Genomic DNA, 16,132 nt, shown 5'->3' with positions numbered 1-16,132 from the left:
GAAGTAAACCCCGGCGTCGAAGCCCGAGGTAACGACGGATGCGTGTTGTCATGAGTCACACCACATACGTGGATATTATCGTCTCCAAGCGGTCGAGGTACAGCACGGAAGTGAAAGATTCATGGCCTCCCCGCACGCGCTCTCGGGCATGACGAGCGTCAAGGAGTTCCGAGTCGAACGGGAGCCGACGGCCGACTCGCTCGGGCGGGGCCGGTTCGTCTTCACCGACGACTACTCCGTCTTCGACTGGGGGAAGATGCCCGACGAGATTCCGGGGAAGGGCGCCGCCCTCTGTACGATGGGGTCGTTCAACTTCGAACTGCTGGACGTGAACCACGTGCCGACCCACTACGTCGGTGCCGTCGACGAACCGGGCGGCGAGCCGAAGGAGTTGGGGGAGTGTACGTCCCCACCCGCCGAGATGGCCATCGACCTCGTGCAGGTGCCGAACCTGGCGTACGACACCGAATACGATTACGAGGGGTTCTACGACGAGGTGGGGTCGAACTACCTGATTCCGCTCGAAATCGTCTTCCGCAACACGGTCCCCGTCGGCTCCAGTCTGCGCTCCCGCGGCGAGCCCGCGGATTACGAACTCGACGGCGACGACTGGCCCGACGAACCCGTCTCCCTCCCCGAGCCGGTCGTCGAGTTCTCCACGAAGTTCGAGGAGCAGGACCGCTACCTCACCCGGGAGGAAGCCGGCGCCATCTCGGGCCCGGCCGAAATCGACCGTCTCGAGGAACTCGCACTCGCGGTGAACCACATCCTCACCGACCGCGCCGAGCGCGCGGGACTGACCCACGAGGACGGAAAAATCGAGTGCCTCTACGACGACGGCACCATCAAGGTCGCCGACGTGGCCGGCACCTTCGACGAGAACCGCTTCAGCTACGACGGCCAGCAGGTGTCGAAGGAGGTCGTTCGGCAGTTCTACAGGGGATACGACCCCGACTGGGTCGACGCGGTGAGCGCGGCGAAGACGGAAGCCGAGACACAGGGCGTCGCCGACTGGCGAACGCTCTGTGCGGACGAACCCGAACCGCTCCCCGACGACGTGGTCGACACCGTCTCGGACCTCTACGCCGCTGGCACCAACGCCTACACCGGGAGCGACTGGTTCGACGCGCCGGCGCTGGACGTCGCCGTCGACGCCGTTCGGGACCTGTAGCCGCCTCCCTGCGGGCCGAACGAGGAGAACACGTTTGCTTGAACGACAGCGGGACGCGGTGCTCGCGCTCAACGTGGCAACCGGCGAAGAGCGCTGGGAACGACGCGTCGGCGTCACCGTCGGCCGCCGCCCCGCCGTAGGGAAGCGACGGTCGGCGAACACTCCGAGTACGGCCTGTACCGCAGCTGGTAACGAACTCGAGTCAACTGAGCACCGTGACAGGAACCTCGCCAGCGCTCTGGAACTGTGCGGGCGTTCACCCGGCGTCTGCGGCGCCCTTTCGCTCCATGCGCCGTTCGAGCGCTTCGAGTGCCGGCGTCGCGGTGACCCCGTGGACGACTACCGAGACCAGTACCGTGAACCCGACGAGTGCCCACAGACGTCGCGCGTCCGGGAACGCTGCGACGTTCAGCGCGTAGGCCAGGTAGTAGAACGACCCGAGCCCACGGATTCCGAAGAAGGCGACGACCCCCCTCTCCGCCGCGTCGCGGTCGAACCCGAGGAGGCCGACGAGGCCGGCGGCAGGTCGAACGAGGAACACGACCGCGAGGACGACCGCGGCGTCCGCGAGTGTCAGCGGGTCGAGGAGCCCCGCGGCCAACGCTCCGCCGAACAGGAGCATCACGACGGCCATCATGACGTGCTCGCCCTTCTCCGCCACCTCGTGGAGCGCCTCGTGATACTCGTGCTGGCGTTCGACGTGTCGGACGACCAGCGCGGCGACGAACACGGCGAGGAAACCGTAGCCGCCGACGAGTTCGGTCAGCGGGAACACGACCAGCGTCCCCCCGAGCGCTTCAAGCCCGTGGAGGCTCCGTCCGAGTCCCTCCTCGACCGAGACGGCGAACACGACCCAGGCGAGCAGCCGACCGAGTACGAGACCGACGAGGAGGCCGACCACGAGTTTGTACCCCACGTCGACGAGCAGCCACTCCCCCGCCCAGGCGGCCGGGGCGACCCCCAGCAACGCGACGGCGATGGCGAGGTTGGTGAACGGAAAGGCGAGGCTGTCGTTGAGTCCCGCTTCCGAGGTGAGCGCGAAGCGGACTTCGTCCTCGCCGCCGGCCCGTCCTTCGGTCGACTCGGCCTCGCTCCCCTCCCCTGGCTCCTCCACCTGCATCTCGGCCGCCAACACCGGGTCGGTGGGTGCGAGCACCGCGCCGAGGAGGAGCGCCGACGGAACCACGAGGCCGGCGAGACCCCACCCCAGTACGGCGGCGGCGGCGATGGACAGCGGCATCGTCACCGCGAGCAGCCGCCACGTCGACGCCCAGTCCCGGAGCCCGGGCGTGCGGTCGAGTTTCAGTCCGGCGCCGGTCAGCGCGAGGATTACCCCTAGTTCGGTCAGCTTCTCGACTAGAGAGCCGTGGACAAGCGGGTCCGGCGACGGCAGACCGACCGGGAGAGTGAAGAGGAGGTAGCCGAGCGCGAGGGAGAACAGCGGCAGCGACACCGGCCAGTCGGAGATGAGCCGCGGGAGGACGGCGACGAGGACCAGCGCGACGCCGAGGGTGAGTTGGGCGACGAAGTACGGTTCCAATGCCATCAGTGTCGAGTCGGTGAGACCGCGTAAGAGTCCCCTGCAAAAGGACTTATTCGCTCCCCGCTCGACCCGGTCATCGTGACGCCCTCACCCGGTTCTTCCGCCCCCACCAGGCGTCGAGTCCTCGGCGGGTTAGCGGCGGTAGCTTCGCTCGGTGCCTGCGCCGGCTGTGCCCAGACGGCGGGCGAGAAGCCGACCACCGCGACCCCGTCGAAGGAGCAGACGCCGGTTCAGGACGAACGCCCGTCGCTCCCTGTCGTGGAACGGTGGGACCGCGCGGCGCGTCGGGTCGAGGTGGCCGCCGACGCCGACGTGACGGAGGTCGACTCGCTCGTCGCCGCCGTCGAGCGCGGCGGACCGTCGGTGTCGGGGGCGAAGGCGAAGACGGAGGGAAAACTCCTCGAACTGACCTGCGAGGTGGATCCCGGCGCCGAAGGGGGCGCCGTCGCCGCAGTCGCCCACGTCGCCGGAACGTACGCCGCACTCGTCGAACACGGCACGCCCCTCGTCCGGCTCGACGGCACCATTGTCGACGTCGGCGGCGACGCCTACGGCTCGTTCCAACTCCACGAGGCGTGGGCGAACCGGTATCTGGACGGGGAGTGGAGTGCGTCCGACTACGGGGAGGCGTCACTCGGAACCCTGAAAACGAAGGGGTAGGCGAGACCCCGCCGCCCTCCCGGCACGGCCGCGGGACGCCCCGCTTTCGTCAGTCGTCCGCTCCGGCTTCCGCTTCCTTCTCTTCCTTCCCGCGCAGCACGTCGACCTTCCCGTCGATCGGTCGGTCGGGGTTGATGCGGTCGACTTCGGGGTCCATGCCGAGTTGGTAGGCCTCCTCGTCGGCGTCGTCGCGCAGGCTCGTCCGACCGCGGTGGACCGTCGCGGCGTCGTCGAGGTGGAGCCGCACGGCCTCCAGCAGGGCCTCGGCTTCGAGGGGCTGACCGCGCTCCCTGATGTCGTCGAGGCTGGCGTCGTCCGGGACGTTGAACGCCCGCTGGGTGATGATGGGTCCCTGGTCGAGGTCGGTCGTCACGTAGTGGGCGGTGACGCCGGCGACGCGCACGCCCTCCTCCTTGGCCTGTCGGTACGCGGCCGCGCCGGGGAACGCCGGCAGGAGGCTCGGGTGGACGTTGATGATGCGGTCCTCGTACCGGAACACGACCTCCGGGCCGAGGATGCGCATGTAGCGCCCGAGGACGATGAGGTCCACGTCGTACTCGGCGAGCAGGTCGAGCAGGTCGTCCTCGTCCGGGACGCCCTTCTCGCCGCCGACGTCGTGGAACGGCACGTCGTAGTGGTCGGCGAGCGGTTCGAGGTCGGGTCGGTTGGCGATGACGCAGGCCACGTCCGCGCCGCCCTCCCCGAGGTCGCCGTTGGCCCACGCCTCGAACAGTCGTTCGAGCGGGTGAGACTCCTTCGTCGCGAGCACCGCGATGCGCTGGGTCTCGCGGTCGGCGGGGAAGCGCACGTGAATCTCGACGCCGAGGTCGTCGCCCAGGTCCTCGAGTGCGTCGCGCAGGGTGTCCGCGGTGCACACCATCTCCGTCGTGTCCGCGTGGAGGGTCATCCGGAAGATGCCCTCCTGGACCGCCTGGTCGATGTCCTCGATGTTGACGCCCCGCTCGAACAGCAGCGAGGTGACGCCCGCGACGATTCCGGTCTTGTCGTCTCCGATGACGGTGATCTCGGTCAGTTCGCGGGTCACGCGTCCGTCACCTCCGGTGTCGGCTGTTCGAGACCGAACATGCCCTCTCCTGTGCCGTCGACGCCTAAACCGCTTCCGTTCCTCGCAGGATTGGCCCGCCCAGTGGGGAATCACCGACCAGAATTATCAAATAAACGACCGAATCGCCGTTCGGCCGGCTCTCCGACAGAAATAACGTCCTGCTGATACTTATCCCCTGGCGCGCCGATGGAACGGACGAGAACAGATGAACGCCCGACTCCCCACCCGTTCGGTCCTGCGACTCCCGACCCTCGAACTCGTCGTCCTGACCGCCCTCCTCGCGGCGCTCGCCGTCGGCGTCGGCACGGCCGGCACCGCCGTCGTCGCCGTGCGCATCGTCCTCACGGTCGCCGTCTGGCTGGTTGGCGTCACGGCCGCCGTAGCGGTCGCGTTCACGTTCGTCCGGGCCGTTGGTGGGGGTCTCGGCCGGTGAGCGACTCGCCCTCGGGCTGTCACGTGGACTCTCGCTTCGGTTAAGCCCTCGACAGGTGTATCGCTCCACATGTCTTCCGACACGCTCACCCCCGACGCGGCGTTCGCCCTCCTCGGCGACGAGACCCGCATCGCCATCCTCCGCGCGCTGTTCGAGAACCCCTACGAGCCGCTGAGCTTCTCCGAGCTCCGCGAGCGGGTCGGCACCCGCGACTCGGGCCGCTTCAACTACCATCTCGGGAAACTCGTCGGCCAGTTCGTCCGGAAAACGGACGACGGCTACGAGCTCACCCTCGCCGGTTGGGCCGTCCTCGGTGGCGTCCTCTCCGGAACGTACACCGATAGTGGCTATACAGAACCGGTCCCCTACGAGGAACCCTGCCCCGCCTGCGGCGGGCACGTGCTCGCGACTTACGCCGACGAGCGGATGCGCGTGGTCTGTACGGACTGCGACGAGCAGTTCTCGTCCGCAGGAGTGCCGCCGGGCGCACTGGAGGGGTACGACCGCGACGAACTCCCCCTCGCGTTCGAACGCTACATGAACTCCCTCGTCGCACAAGCCCGGAACGGCGTCTGTATCTCCTGTGCGGGCCGTCTGGAGCCGACGCTTCGACTCGACCTGCACGACCTCCCGGTCGACGACGACGAGGCGCCCCTCGTCGTCTACGAGTGCCATCGCTGTCCCGAACTCGTCACCGTCTCCGTGGGGAACGCGTTGCTCGACCACCCCGTCGTCGTCGCCTTCCACCACGAGCGCGGCGTCGACCTCCGACGGGTGCCGTCGTGGACGCTGGGCTGGACCCGGCGGGAGCCGGTCGTCGAGTCCGACGACCCGGTCCGCGTGCGTGTGGCGGTCGATGTGAACGGTGACAGCGACACGCTCGAACTCGTCGTCGACGAGCACTTGCGCGTGGTAGAGACGGTGGCGGTCGGCGCCTGAACTCGTCGACCGGACGCACTGGATGTGCACGTACGTGCCTAACACGTACTATCCAAAACCTCTTTACTGCACGACCGCGCACCACCGACCGATGACGGCCTACACCGCGACGGTGACCGTCCGCCTGAAGCGCGGGGTGCTCGACCCCGAGGCGGAGACGACCCGCCGAGCCCTCGAACGCCTCGGATTCGAACTCGACGGGCTTCGCTCGATGGACCGTTTCGAGGTCGACCTCGAGGCCGCCGACCCCGCGGCGGCCGAGGAACGCGCCGACGAGATGGCCGAACGCCTCCTCGCGAACCCGACCATCCACGATTACGAGGTCGAGGTCCGGGAGCGATGACGGTTACAGTAGTACAGTTCGGCGGCAGCAACTGCGACCGCGACGCGGTCGGGGCCCTGTCACATCTCGGCATCGACGCAGAGCGCGTCTGGCACGAGGACGGCCTCCCGGAGGATACTACTGGTATCGTCCTGCCCGGCGGGTTCTCCTACGGCGATTACTTGCGTGCGGGCGCGATGGCCGCCCGCTCGCCCGTGATGGCCGAGGTCCGGGCCGCCGCCGAGGACGGTGTCCCCGTCCTCGGCGTCTGCAACGGCGCCCAAATCGGCTGCGAGACCGGCCTCACCGACGGGGCGTTCACCACGAACGCCTCCGCGCGCTTCCAGTGTGAGAACGCGTATCTCCGCGTCGAGAACGCAGACACCCCGTGGACTCGAGCCTACGACGAGGGCGACGTACTCTCGGTCCCCATCGCGCACGGTGAGGGGCGCTTCGAGATCGGCGAGGAGCGGTACGAACGCCTCGACTCGGAGGGGCGCGTACTCTTTCGCTACTGCGACGCGGACGGGAACGTCACCGACGACGCGAACCCCAACGGCTCCCGCGGGAACGTCGCGGGCGTGCTCGGCGAACGCGACACGGTCGCCGTGCTGATGCCCCATCCGGAGCGGGCGACGCTCCCGGACCTCGGCTCGACCGACGGTCAGGGCGTCCTTCGCGGGTTCGAGGCCGTCTCGAACGCGTAACGAACGACACGAAACCGGCGGAGTCGGCCGAAGAACGGCGCTCGACCGCTCGACAGGACCCGCGGATACCTGCCGGCACAGCGGTCGCGTGTGGATGTCAGTCCTCGATGTCGATGGGCCGGTCGGTGGCCAGCCAGGCGCCGGCCGCCTCGGGCTCTCTAATCTCCAGCCAGCCGTCCTCGTCGTAGTACCCGACCCACCGGGCGTCGTGCGTGTGTGTCATCGTGTTCACCGTCGTGACCGTACGGGCGTTCGTGGCGTCGGCCGTGCACGCCGTGCAGGTCCGGTTCGACGGCGGCGAACGCACCGTATGCTAACTGATAACACGCCAAGAGGGGATAGCCATGTGCTCACTAGCGCGACGACAGGGTGCCCTTACTGATGACCGGTTCCCCAGAAACGCACCGTTTTCCTGGGTGAAACTTCGCTTTCCGACTATCGTCCGCCCTACCCGTCGACCCCGCTGCTGGTCGGTCGACGGCGCCGCGGCGGCGACTACCGAACCAGCGGTGCGGCGTAACTCGACTCTTCCTCGACGACGTGTTCCCAGGTCGCCTCACACTCACACGAGACCTGCTCGAACACCGACGGGTCCTGTCGGAGGTCGAAGTCCTTGATGGCCGTCTGGACGCGGTCGTCACAGTCGCCGCAGTTGTGGGGTCCCCGGTCGGAGCCGTGGCCGACGGGGTCCGAGACGACGATGGCGTCGACGTCGGCCGTCGATTCCAGGACGGCCGCGACCGACCAGAGCCACGGCGGACGGTAGCCGCCCGCGAAGTGGAGTTCGTCGACCATCGTGTAGCGCTGGACGTTACAGGGGTTCATCGACACCGTGTGGCAGTTGTCGACCGCGGCGCATCGGCGGACGGAGGACTTCATATCCTCGAGCGCCTCGGGCTCCGAGAGGAACGGGGGCTTCATCAGGAGGTACGCCTTGATGCCCGCGTCGGCCTCGGCGGCCGACTTGCAGGCGGCCTCGAAGTCCGCGAAGTCGAAGTACTTGTTCACGCAGTCGTGGCGCACGCGGTCGGTTGCAGTCTCCAGACCGACCGCCACGTCCGTCTCGAGGCCGCGCTCGGTGAAGTCCTCGAGTTTGTCGACGTCGACGAAGTCCGGGAGGGACTCGACGACTATGCGCTCGCGGTCCGCGAACGTCTCGGCGATGGCGTCGCGCGTCTCGGCGCCGACCTCGCGTTCGTCGAGAAACGACCCGGAGGTGTAGATTTTGATGAGTTCGGAGGGCTCGTCGGCCTCCTCGGCTTCGTGGTCGAGACACACTCCAATCTGGTCCATCAGCGCCTCGTGGGCGACGGAGCCACCCTCCACCGATTCGGCGACGTAGCCACACATCGTACAGCCACCGGCGCGCGCCCACCGGCAGCCGCCGGTGTTGAGGATGATGGTCAGGGACTGGCGGACGCCGTCGGGCGTGTTGTCCTCGTCGATCCAGACTCGCGTGGGCTCGTGGGGGTCGTACGTCTTCTCCTTCTCCGACCGGATGTCGCGCATCACCTGATTGTGCGCGTCCATCCCGCGGCCCCGTTCGTAGACCTCCGGGCTGGGTTCGCTCTCGCTCATTGGTTCCGTTCGGGCGGTGGCGCGTAAGTCGGCTTCGGTCGTCGTGCGGCCGCTGTCGTCGGCGAACGAACTGCGAACTCCCCTACTCCGACCCGGGCCCTGTCTCCTCGAGGACTACGCCGCCGGAGTCCGCAACTACGTCCTCACCGTCGGTCAGCCCCGGTCGACCCGCCGCACTCCGTCTCCCTTCCGAAGCCGGGACAGCTTCCCGACCTCACCGAGTCCGTACTCCGGCGCGTTGTTGTAGGCCGTCTCGTACTCGCCGGCACGAACGACGTACGTCTCGTGCGAGATGCCGACCGCGCCGCTCTCGGCCGCCTCGTGGTCGAACCGCATCCACGCCGGGAAGTACTCGGCGTCGTGGTCACGGGTGTACGTGCGAAGGTCCTCGAAGGAGCGCCAGTACTGGACCATCGTGAAGTTCCGGAGGCCGAACGCACTTCGGGAGTCGAGCAGCCCCCGCGTCGGCTGTTCGCGCAGCTCCCGGAGCATCCGCGGCATCACCCGTGCGACCGGCAGCCACTCCCGAACCGCCCGCAAGCGGTTGATTCGCACCCCGATGATGAAGACGACGAAGTCGTCCTCGACCGCCGCGTGTAGCCGTTCCTCGTTGATTCGTGGCACCGGGCACTCCGTTCGTCGACGCTCGAGCGAACGCGTCGACGACGTAGTGGTGGTCGGTTGTGTAGATGGTCAACGGTACGGAGGGCACGGCCGCCATCGAGTGGCGGTCGGGGCGTTCCGAGTGAACGGCACCGGCGGCGGAGCCGATTCAGTATCGTCGTTAGAGGTTTATCAAGTGGTCGGCTGCCGATGGCCGCCGACGCGGTCGAAGAGGGTGTTGCGGGAGGAGCGGCCGAAACGGCAGTCGCTTCGTCAGCGGGGAGGTCGCGGGGTACTACTCGACGACGACGGCGCCTTTCATGCCGATGCTCCGGTGTGGGGCGCAGAAGTACTGGTAGACACCGGTCGCGTCGAACGTGTGCTCGTAGTGAACGCCGGGTTCGTTGTGCACTTCGGTTCCGGGAATCGACCCGTCTCGGAAGGTAACCGTGTGTGGCCCGTCGCCCGACCACTTCCAGGAGACGGTCGTCCCCCGCGAGATCTTCAGGACGGAGGGCCCGAAGGCAAACGTCGGGCCGTCACCCCGGGTGCCCACCGTCACGGTCGCAGCGTCGCGCCCGGTCTCGTCGACGACGTGTCCCTGCCAATGGGCCGTGTTTTTCAGCCATTCGTCGACGGCTGGGTACCCGGTCTCGGGTGGCTCGCGGACCAGCACGGCCCCTCGCATCCCGTCTTCGCCGTGAGGCTCGGAGGCGTACTGATACGTGCCGACCGACTCGAAGGTGTGCTCGAAGGTCGCCCCGTGTCGGTCCACCGGATCGCCGCTGTCGAACGAACCGCCGGTTGCGACCACGTTGTTCGATCCACCGTGGCCGGTCCACACCCACGTGACGGTCGTCCCCGGAGCGACTCGGATTCCGGGGTACTGGAACTGGAGCGGGTCGTCCTCGTTCGCGCTGGAGCCGACGCGAACACGAGGCGAGCCATCGGCGGGGACGCGTCGCACGTAGCCGGCGTAGCCGTTCGCGTTCGCGAGCCACGTCTCGAGCGATTCGTCGAGCGCGTCGGGGTCGGCAGCGTCTCCCGACCCGTTGCCGGGATCGGCGCTCGGTGGGGTGACCCCGGAGCCGATACAGCCGGCGACGGCTGCGGTAGCGCTCAGAGCGGCGGTGCGGAGGGCCGTTCGTCTCGTGAGGGACCGTCTCATCGCGTGCGAACCTTTCGCTCGCTCGACAATAATCACCACCGGGTCGTTCCAGATTCTGGAACCGCCCACCGGACCCTTTGCTTCCGGCCGACGTCTCGCGGCCGACCGAGCGTGTCATGTCCGAGCACCGACAGACACAGTACGGTTCGACGAGGAGGCCTCCCCGGGATGACCTCGCAGGCCCATCCGACCACCCGGTCCGGACCCTCTCATGCCCCGCAGAACGCTTCACCCCTCCAGCGACGACCGACCCGCATCGCCGCACCGAGTCGCGAACGCAGCGTCAGCGACCGATGGCGCATGACCGGCACCGACGCCGACACCGTGCTCGAACCGCTCTCGGACGCCGACTGTCGCGCGATTCTCTGTCTTTTGGACGAGCCACACACCGCAAAGGAGGTGACGGCGTCGTGTGACCTCCCGCGGACGAGCGCGTACCGAAAGCTGACCGCCCTCAGCGAGGCGGGGTTGGTCGAGGAACGAACCCGGGTCCGAACGGACGGGAACCACGTCACCGCCTACGTCCGGGACTGCGCCGGTGTGTTCGTCTCGGTCGACGAAGGGTCGGAGTCGGTGTCGGTAGACGTCGTTCGAGAGCCCGAGAGTCCGGACGAGCGGCTGGAACGACTCTGGGCGCGCATCGGGGAGGAACTATGAGCGCCGTTGTCCCGCCACTGGTGCTCGTGTTCAAGACTATCACGCTCGCGTTCGGTGGGTTCATCACCTACAACGCGGCGAAGGCGGCGCGCCGGAGCGGGTCGGAGCCGATGGCGCTGCTCGCCGTCGGCTTCGGCATCGTCACCTTCGGCTCTATCCTCGCCGGGGTCGCGGACCAACTACTCGCCGTCTCCGGCGGCAGCGCGCTGCTGGTCGAGAACGCGCTCACGAGCGTCGGCTTCGGCATCATCGGCTACTCGCTGTGGGCCACCCGGCGAGGCCGCTGAACGGGGCGAGCCCTCAGTCGCGCTTTCCGAACCGAATCCCGTCCTCAACGAGCCGCGAGTTACGCTCGCGGTCCAAATGTTCGGCCAGCCAGTCGACCTCCATAATCTGTCCGACGAGGTCCAACTGCAGGTTTCGCCACGCGATAGCGTAGATGGGCGACTGCCCCCACGCCCGCATCTCGGGGACGAACTCGTCGTAGCGTTCGGCCTGCGACTCCAATCGCTCGAGCACGTCAGCCACCCGTTCGGCGACGGCCGTCTCGTCGCCCGTCTCACGAATCACGCGGTTGACCGACTCCTCGATGCCAGCGACGGCGCGCTGCATGTCCTGTCCGGCCACGTCGTCGTCGGCCGGGAGCGAGTCGAGGATGGGTCGCGGTACGCCGAGTGATATCTCGTCCATGGTCGGGCATGGGGTCGGCGGCCGAAAAAGCCCGGCGCCGTCCGACGGTCGTGGGCGTCTCACGAATCGCCGTCCACGAACTCCCGGAGCGCCCGCCCGCAGTCGGGACAGAGCAGGGCCCGGAGCTCGCCGTCGGCGTCGAGCACGTCGACGGCCGCGAAGGTGTCGTCCGGCTCGATACGGCACCCACAGCGCCGACAGTCGTGGGGACGGCGGAGCGTCACACCGAATCAGTCGTCGCGGTCGCCGTGGGCGCTCTCGTCGCCGCGCGCGCTGGCCGCCATCGCCTCCGCGACGGCGTCGAGGTCGGGGAAGGTGAGCGACTCTTCGGTCAGCCACGCGTACGCGACGGTCCGGTCCGGCGCGACGACGTACACCGCGCGCTTCGCGATGCCGCGGAGGATGCCGTCCTCGCGGCGCACGCCGTAGTCGGCGACGAGGTCGGAGTTGAATCCCGAGAGGAGCGGGTAGTCGAGGTCGTACTCGTCGACGAACCGGAGCTGTGACCACGGGGTGTCGACGCTGACGCCGTACACCCGGGCGGCCGTGTCGTCAGCACCGCCCGCGCTCCCGCCCAACTCGGCCATCTCGCCGTGCCAGTCGCGCATCTCACACAGCTCCTGCGTGCAGGTGCGCGAGAACACCCCCGGGAAGAACGCGAGGGCGACCGGGCCGTCTTCGAGCGCCTCGCCGAGGTCGAAGCGTTCGACGTGGTCGCTGGTGTACGCCCCGGCGTCCCCCGCGTGTTCGGGGGTCGCCATCGGTACGGTGAACTCCGGTGCGGTGTCGCCGACGTCGAGCATACCCGTCGATTGGGTGGTCGGCGAAAAAGCGTTGTGTCGGTCGCGGTGGGTTCTTCCCTCCGGCCGTCTCGAGTCTTCCCTCTCCGAAACTGACTTGTTCCTGCCACCGAGAGCCGCCACCGATGCCCTCCAGACGCCAGTATCTCGCCGCACTCGGCGGGTTCGGTGTCGCCGGCGGCGCGGTCGTCGCCGGCACCGACACCACCGCGCTCGACCCCGAGCCGATTCCGGAGCCACCGTCCGGTCCGGCGGCGTGGCCACAGCGCGGCCACGACGCCCGGAACACGTACTACAACCCCGGCGCGTCGCCACCGCGGTCGACCCCCGAGCGGGAGTGGGCGACCGAACCGGGCGTCGGCGGGACCCCGGTCGTCACCGGGGACCGGGTGGTCGCCGTCGGCGACGACGTGCTCCGGGCGTGGGCTCCGGACGGGACCGAAGCGTGGAGCGTCGACGTCGAAACCCTGGGACACCGGTCGCCGGTCGCCGGCGGCGACACGGCGTACCTCCTCGGCGGCGACCTGTTCGCCGGCTACGCGCTCACCGACGGGGCGGAGACGTGGCGTGCCGAGAACCAGCGACTCGTCAACACGGGGACATCGACGGTCGCGGCCGGACGACTCGTCCTCCCGTACTACGGCGTGTCGGCGCTCGACGCGACCGGCCGGGTCGCGTGGCACACCTGGTACGGCGACGTGAAGGGGCACCCCGCCGTCGACGACGGGACGGTGTACGTCTCCGCGTACCCGGAGGTGGCCGCCCTCGACCTCGGCAGCGTCGCCATCGAGTGGCCGTGGGAGGACCGCGACGAGGACTGGCCGCCGTCGATACCGAAGGAGCGGTCGACCCGTTGGGAGTTCACCCCGCCGGGATGGACGCTCGGCGACCCTGCGCCCACCTTCAGTCCGGCACTGACCGACGACCTCGCCGTCGTCGGCTACCACCGGGACCGCGCCGGAACCGTCCGAGCGTTCGACCGGGAGACGGGCGAACTTCGGTGGTCGGTCGACGACGTGGCCACGACCGACACCGAAGCCGACGGAGGCGCCGAGACCGGCGGTCGCCTCCACGCCCCGCCCGTCGTCACCGACGACGCAGTCCTCCTCGCGGCCGCCGACGGGACGCTCCGCTGTCTCGGCCACGACGGTCGCCGTCGCTGGCGGACCGACCTCGACGGCGTCCCCGGCTTCTGGGCACGACCCGCGGCCGGAGGCGACACGGTGGTCGTCCCGACGGTCGAACCGCGGGAGGACGGACCGGAGCCCTCGACGGTCGAAGCGTTCGACGTCGACACCGGCGACCGGCTCTGGGGCCTGTCGTTCGCCGCGTCGGTCCGGGGCCTCTCCGTCGCCGAGAGTCGGCTGTACGCGACCGTCCCGACGGACGGGGGGATGCCGACGCGGCTCGTCGCCTTCGAGTGACCGGTGCCGACTCGGACGTTACGGGGCCATCGCCGAACGGCCGCCTCCGGTCCGAAGCGCCGCCCACGCCGCTCCGGCGAACCCGGCGATACCGAACGGCACGCCGGTGAGGAGCGACCGTAAGAGGAGGTCCGCGGCCGTCGCGACCAGTCCGGTGGGGGGCGTCAGCGACACCGCCTCGAAGACGTACGCGCCGGCGACTGCGCTCCCGACGGCGACCCCCGCGACCCCAGTGGCGACGAACCCACCGAGGAGGGTCGTCGTCTCGCCGGCGACGCCGTACTCGCAGCCGACTCGGCGACCGAGTAGGAAGACGGCGCCGGGGTTCAACAGGAGACCGAGGAGGCCGACGAGGTGGAGGAGTGACACGCCGCCCGTGGGGGACGTGTCGGTCAGCATCGGGAGGAACGGCCGGACGACGGTGATGGCGCCGACGACGGCGGCGAGGAGCGCGACGGGGAGGGCGGTTCGGGGACGCATGCGTCGACCCACCCGGCCGGTCCGCGAAAACGTTTCGCTCGGGTTACGTCTCTCGTCCCCCTCGCGTTCGCCCGACTACGTCTCCTCGCAGTGGCGGACCTCGCTCGCGATGCCCCGCGTCGACTCGACCATCTCCGGGCCGGACATGACGGCGCGGCCGACGGCGAACGCCTTCGGCCCCTCGATGACCACCTCGTCGCCGACGCGGATGTCGTCGTCCGCGTCGACGACGCCGGGGGCGAGCACGGAACCGCGGGGAACGAAGTTGTCTATCTCGACGCGCTTCGTCGGGGCGTCGCTCTCGGCCCACACCCTCGCCCCTTCGAGGGTGAAGGAGAGCACGCCGTACTGGGGCACCATCGTCGCGAGTTGGGCGTTCTCGCCGCCGTGACCCTCGATTTCGGCGTTCGCGTTCCGAATCTGGAGTTTGGGGTAGCGACTCGTCATCGTAATCTCCACGTCGGCGAACAGGTCGTCACCGGCGCCCGGCCCCATCATGTAGTCGGCGATGGCCTTCACCGTGTTGTGCTCGCGCTCGCGCTTCGGGAACTTCAGTTCGCCCGAGAGCGTCGAGGAGAGGTTCGCCAGCGACTCGTCGGTCGTCGGGTGGTCCGGGACGGTGTACTCGACGTCCAAGTCGAGTTCGGCCTCGACGCGTTCGACGATGTCCGTGTAACCGCCCGGCGGGACGTGGGCGACGATGCGGGGGTACTCGTTGCGTTCGAGGTACCGCTGCAGGACGTTGGCGACGAACGCCTTCTCCCCCTCGGTCCAGTTGCCCGTCACCACGGAGTCGTAGTGCTGGGCCGGGTAGGTGAGCTCCAGTTCCATCGGCACGACGCCGATGGGGGAGGTCATCGAGACGGTGTGCGCGCGGAACTGGGTCGCGCGGTGGAACTGGGAGTGCGACTGGGACTCGCTGTAGGGTTTCGTCGCCGAGCAGGGGACGAGCACGAGCGGGTTGTCGAAGCGGTTCCGGTACCGGGAGGTGACCCGGTCGGCGAAGCGCTGTATCTCCACGCGCCTGAGGGTGTCCTCGCTCGCCGCCAGGAGTTCGGCGTCCCGCAGAACCGGCGTGTGCTGTTCGAGGTAGCCGTACTGGTCGTCGAACTCCCGGAAGGTCGCGGTGAGCCACGCCTCGTGGCGGGCTTGCCCCTCGACGTAGTCCCGGAGGCGACCGTCCCGGATGCGGCGGCGGACGACCGCGAGTTCGGCCGCGAGGGCGTTCGCGTTGTGGTCGGCGCAGTCGGCGCGGGTGAACTCCTCGCGGGGCTTGCGGCAGGCCTCACAGGCACACGGGAGTTCGTCGAGGTCCTCGAGGAAGTGCTCGCCCTCGCTCGTCAGGTAGAACCCCTCCAGTCCCCGCGCTCGGGCGCGCTTCGCGTCGAACAGGTCGAAGCCGGCGTAGGCGAGGACGGCGACGTTTCGCGGCGTGGCGACGCCGGCGAGGTAGCGCCCGGCGTCGGCCGGGACGGCGTCCGTGAACGCGAGGACGGCGTCGCGAAACGCCGAGGCGTGGCCGACGAAGCCGTTCGCGTCCGAGAGCACGTAGGCGTCGGCGTCCGCGTCCGTGGCCGATTCGGCCGCGTCGGACTTCACGACCGCGGCGCTCGGGAAGTCCACGTCCGGATAGTCGACCGCGAAGGAGTCGACGACTTCCTCGCGGGTGCCGGCCGGGAACGCCCGGTGGGGGAGGACGGTCAGCGTCGACTCGTCGCCCTCGGGGGTCTCGCGCTCCTCGTTCCACAGCGAGCCGGCGTCGTGGACGCGGTCGTCGACGAGAGCGGGCGTCGTCAGCGACGGGTCGAGGCGCAACTCGCCGAGACGGGCCGGCCCGTCCCGCGCGTGGACCTCGAAGTAGTCGGTCATGGCGTGAGGTGTGCGGTGGAGG

At 69.0% G+C, this 16,132-nt stretch carries 20 protein-coding genes; 9 read left to right on the top strand and 11 right to left on the bottom strand.

The genetic code is table 11. The features are described 5' to 3' along the window. The first annotated feature begins 148 nt into the window (after positions 1-148). Entirely contained in the window at positions 149-1,171 is a 1,023-nt protein-coding gene (locus N5095_RS07230) for a phosphoribosylaminoimidazolesuccinocarboxamide synthase (RefSeq protein ID WP_267623015.1), read from the top strand. Positions 1,172-1,427: 256 nt separating this feature from the next. Here N5095_RS07230 and N5095_RS07225 read toward each other — a convergent pair whose 3' ends face one another. Continuing rightward, positions 1,428-2,717: a cation:proton antiporter domain-containing protein gene (locus N5095_RS07225; protein WP_267622083.1), complete on the bottom strand. Its 1,290-nt coding sequence runs from the start codon at positions 2,715-2,717 to the stop codon at positions 1,428-1,430. 75 nt (positions 2,718-2,792) lie between these two features. Between N5095_RS07225 and N5095_RS07220 the strand changes: the two genes are divergently transcribed. Then, complete coding sequence (locus N5095_RS07220) at positions 2,793-3,374, top strand: DUF8159 domain-containing protein (RefSeq protein WP_267622082.1); 582 nt, start codon at positions 2,793-2,795, stop codon at positions 3,372-3,374. A 49-nt stretch (positions 3,375-3,423) separates the two neighbouring features. On the opposite strand, the gene N5095_RS07215 is transcribed toward N5095_RS07220, so the two are convergent. Further along, complete coding sequence (locus N5095_RS07215) at positions 3,424-4,419, bottom strand: formyltetrahydrofolate deformylase (protein WP_267622081.1); 996 nt, start codon at positions 4,417-4,419, stop codon at positions 3,424-3,426. Positions 4,420-4,645: 226 nt separating this feature from the next. Here N5095_RS07215 and N5095_RS07210 point away from each other — a divergent pair, with 226 nt between their 5' ends. The 4 genes from N5095_RS07210 to purQ all read left to right on the top strand — a co-directional run bounded on the left by N5095_RS07210 (position 4,646) and on the right by purQ (position 6,841). Then, a complete protein-coding gene (locus N5095_RS07210; protein WP_267622080.1) occupies positions 4,646-4,873 on the top strand; it encodes a hypothetical protein in 228 nt (75 codons plus the stop codon). Between the two features lie 69 nt (positions 4,874-4,942). Continuing rightward, positions 4,943-5,812, top strand: coding sequence for a winged helix-turn-helix domain-containing protein (locus N5095_RS07205; protein WP_267622079.1), 870 nt, complete (start codon positions 4,943-4,945; stop codon positions 5,810-5,812). Positions 5,813-5,903: 91 nt separating this feature from the next. Beyond that, positions 5,904-6,155: a phosphoribosylformylglycinamidine synthase subunit PurS gene (purS, locus tag N5095_RS07200; protein ID WP_267622078.1), complete on the top strand. Its 252-nt coding sequence runs from the start codon at positions 5,904-5,906 to the stop codon at positions 6,153-6,155. Continuing rightward, on the top strand, positions 6,152-6,841 hold the full coding sequence (gene purQ, locus N5095_RS07195; RefSeq protein WP_267622077.1) for a phosphoribosylformylglycinamidine synthase I: 690 nt from the start codon (positions 6,152-6,154) through the stop codon (positions 6,839-6,841). Before purS ends, purQ begins: the two co-directional genes overlap by 4 nt. 97 nt (positions 6,842-6,938) lie before the next feature. On the opposite strand, the gene N5095_RS07190 is transcribed toward purQ, so the two are convergent. The 4 genes from N5095_RS07190 to N5095_RS07175 all read right to left on the bottom strand — a co-directional run bounded on the left by N5095_RS07190 (position 6,939) and on the right by N5095_RS07175 (position 10,190). Continuing rightward, the gene (locus N5095_RS07190; RefSeq protein ID WP_267622076.1) at positions 6,939-7,064 is read right to left on the bottom strand and encodes a hypothetical protein; all 126 of its coding nucleotides are present in this window, start codon (positions 7,062-7,064) and stop codon (positions 6,939-6,941) included. Positions 7,065-7,336: 272 nt separating this feature from the next. Further along, the gene (locus N5095_RS07185) at positions 7,337-8,419 is read right to left on the bottom strand and encodes an archaeosine biosynthesis radical SAM protein RaSEA (RefSeq protein WP_267622075.1); all 1,083 of its coding nucleotides are present in this window, start codon (positions 8,417-8,419) and stop codon (positions 7,337-7,339) included. Between the two features lie 153 nt (positions 8,420-8,572). Beyond that, positions 8,573-9,043, bottom strand: a complete 471-nt coding sequence (locus N5095_RS07180) for a DUF4188 domain-containing protein (protein WP_267622074.1) — start codon at positions 9,041-9,043, stop codon at positions 8,573-8,575. Between the two features lie 274 nt (positions 9,044-9,317). Then, a complete protein-coding gene (locus tag N5095_RS07175; protein WP_267622073.1) occupies positions 9,318-10,190 on the bottom strand; it encodes a halocyanin domain-containing protein in 873 nt (290 codons plus the stop codon). A gap of 300 nt (positions 10,191-10,490) precedes the next feature. Between N5095_RS07175 and N5095_RS07170 the strand changes: the two genes are divergently transcribed. Both N5095_RS07170 and N5095_RS07165 read left to right on the top strand, forming a co-directional pair. Then, on the top strand, positions 10,491-10,847 hold the full coding sequence (locus N5095_RS07170) for a winged helix-turn-helix domain-containing protein (RefSeq protein WP_267622072.1): 357 nt from the start codon (positions 10,491-10,493) through the stop codon (positions 10,845-10,847). Beyond that, positions 10,844-11,134 (top strand): DUF7521 family protein, encoded by a 291-nt coding sequence (locus N5095_RS07165; protein ID WP_267622071.1) that lies wholly within the window; start codon positions 10,844-10,846, stop codon positions 11,132-11,134. Before N5095_RS07170 ends, N5095_RS07165 begins: the two co-directional genes overlap by 4 nt. A 13-nt stretch (positions 11,135-11,147) precedes the next feature. Here the strand turns inward: N5095_RS07165 and N5095_RS07160 are convergent, their stop codons facing one another. The 3 genes from N5095_RS07160 to N5095_RS07150 are packed head-to-tail and all read right to left on the bottom strand — an operon-like array spanning position 11,148 to position 12,340. Beyond that, positions 11,148-11,537, bottom strand: coding sequence for a DUF7971 family protein (locus N5095_RS07160; protein ID WP_267622070.1), 390 nt, complete (start codon positions 11,535-11,537; stop codon positions 11,148-11,150). 59 nt (positions 11,538-11,596) lie between these two features. Further along, positions 11,597-11,761: a hypothetical protein gene (locus tag N5095_RS07155; protein WP_267622069.1), complete on the bottom strand. Its 165-nt coding sequence runs from the start codon at positions 11,759-11,761 to the stop codon at positions 11,597-11,599. Between the two features lie 6 nt (positions 11,762-11,767). Then, positions 11,768-12,340 (bottom strand): redoxin domain-containing protein, encoded by a 573-nt coding sequence (locus N5095_RS07150; protein ID WP_267622068.1) that lies wholly within the window; start codon positions 12,338-12,340, stop codon positions 11,768-11,770. A 122-nt stretch (positions 12,341-12,462) separates the two neighbouring features. Between N5095_RS07150 and N5095_RS07145 the strand changes: the two genes are divergently transcribed. After that, positions 12,463-13,761 (top strand): outer membrane protein assembly factor BamB family protein, encoded by a 1,299-nt coding sequence (locus tag N5095_RS07145; RefSeq protein ID WP_267622066.1) that lies wholly within the window; start codon positions 12,463-12,465, stop codon positions 13,759-13,761. Positions 13,762-13,779: 18 nt separating this feature from the next. Here the strand turns inward: N5095_RS07145 and N5095_RS07140 are convergent, their stop codons facing one another. Further along, positions 13,780-14,241, bottom strand: a complete 462-nt coding sequence (locus N5095_RS07140) for a hypothetical protein (RefSeq protein WP_267622065.1) — start codon at positions 14,239-14,241, stop codon at positions 13,780-13,782. A 75-nt stretch (positions 14,242-14,316) separates the two neighbouring features. Next, a complete protein-coding gene (arcS, locus tag N5095_RS07135) occupies positions 14,317-16,110 on the bottom strand; it encodes an archaeosine synthase subunit alpha (protein ID WP_267622064.1) in 1,794 nt (597 codons plus the stop codon). Positions 16,111-16,132 lie beyond the last annotated feature (22 nt).

The organism is Halobium salinum, assembly GCF_026586625.1.
Taxonomy (GTDB): domain Archaea; phylum Halobacteriota; class Halobacteria; order Halobacteriales; family Haloferacaceae; genus Halobium; species Halobium salinum.
Note: the sequence above shows the minus strand (reverse complement) of the source record. Positions and strands in the feature narration are given on the sequence as shown.

Coding starts and splice junctions, on each gene's coding strand:
- N5095_RS07230 (WP_267623015.1), top strand. CDS start 149: ATGACGAGCGTCAAGGAGTTCCGAGTCGAACGGGAGCCGACGGCCGAC.
- N5095_RS07225 (WP_267622083.1), bottom strand. CDS start 2,717: ATGGCATTGGAACCGTACTTCGTCGCCCAACTCACCCTCGGCGTCGCG.
- N5095_RS07210 (WP_267622080.1), top strand. CDS start 4,646: ATGAACGCCCGACTCCCCACCCGTTCGGTCCTGCGACTCCCGACCCTC.
- N5095_RS07205 (WP_267622079.1), top strand. CDS start 4,943: ATGTCTTCCGACACGCTCACCCCCGACGCGGCGTTCGCCCTCCTCGGC.
- purS (WP_267622078.1), top strand. CDS start 5,904: ATGACGGCCTACACCGCGACGGTGACCGTCCGCCTGAAGCGCGGGGTG.
- purQ (WP_267622077.1), top strand. CDS start 6,152: ATGACGGTTACAGTAGTACAGTTCGGCGGCAGCAACTGCGACCGCGAC.
- N5095_RS07190 (WP_267622076.1), bottom strand. CDS start 7,064: ATGACACACACGCACGACGCCCGGTGGGTCGGGTACTACGACGAGGAC.
- N5095_RS07185 (WP_267622075.1), bottom strand. CDS start 8,419: ATGAGCGAGAGCGAACCCAGCCCGGAGGTCTACGAACGGGGCCGCGGG.
- N5095_RS07175 (WP_267622073.1), bottom strand. CDS start 10,190: ATGAGACGGTCCCTCACGAGACGAACGGCCCTCCGCACCGCCGCTCTG.
- N5095_RS07170 (WP_267622072.1), top strand. CDS start 10,491: ATGACCGGCACCGACGCCGACACCGTGCTCGAACCGCTCTCGGACGCC.
- N5095_RS07165 (WP_267622071.1), top strand. CDS start 10,844: ATGAGCGCCGTTGTCCCGCCACTGGTGCTCGTGTTCAAGACTATCACG.
- N5095_RS07160 (WP_267622070.1), bottom strand. CDS start 11,537: ATGGACGAGATATCACTCGGCGTACCGCGACCCATCCTCGACTCGCTC.
- N5095_RS07150 (WP_267622068.1), bottom strand. CDS start 12,340: ATGCTCGACGTCGGCGACACCGCACCGGAGTTCACCGTACCGATGGCG.
- N5095_RS07145 (WP_267622066.1), top strand. CDS start 12,463: ATGCCCTCCAGACGCCAGTATCTCGCCGCACTCGGCGGGTTCGGTGTC.
- N5095_RS07140 (WP_267622065.1), bottom strand. CDS start 14,241: ATGCGTCCCCGAACCGCCCTCCCCGTCGCGCTCCTCGCCGCCGTCGTC.
- arcS (WP_267622064.1), bottom strand. CDS start 16,110: ATGACCGACTACTTCGAGGTCCACGCGCGGGACGGGCCGGCCCGTCTC.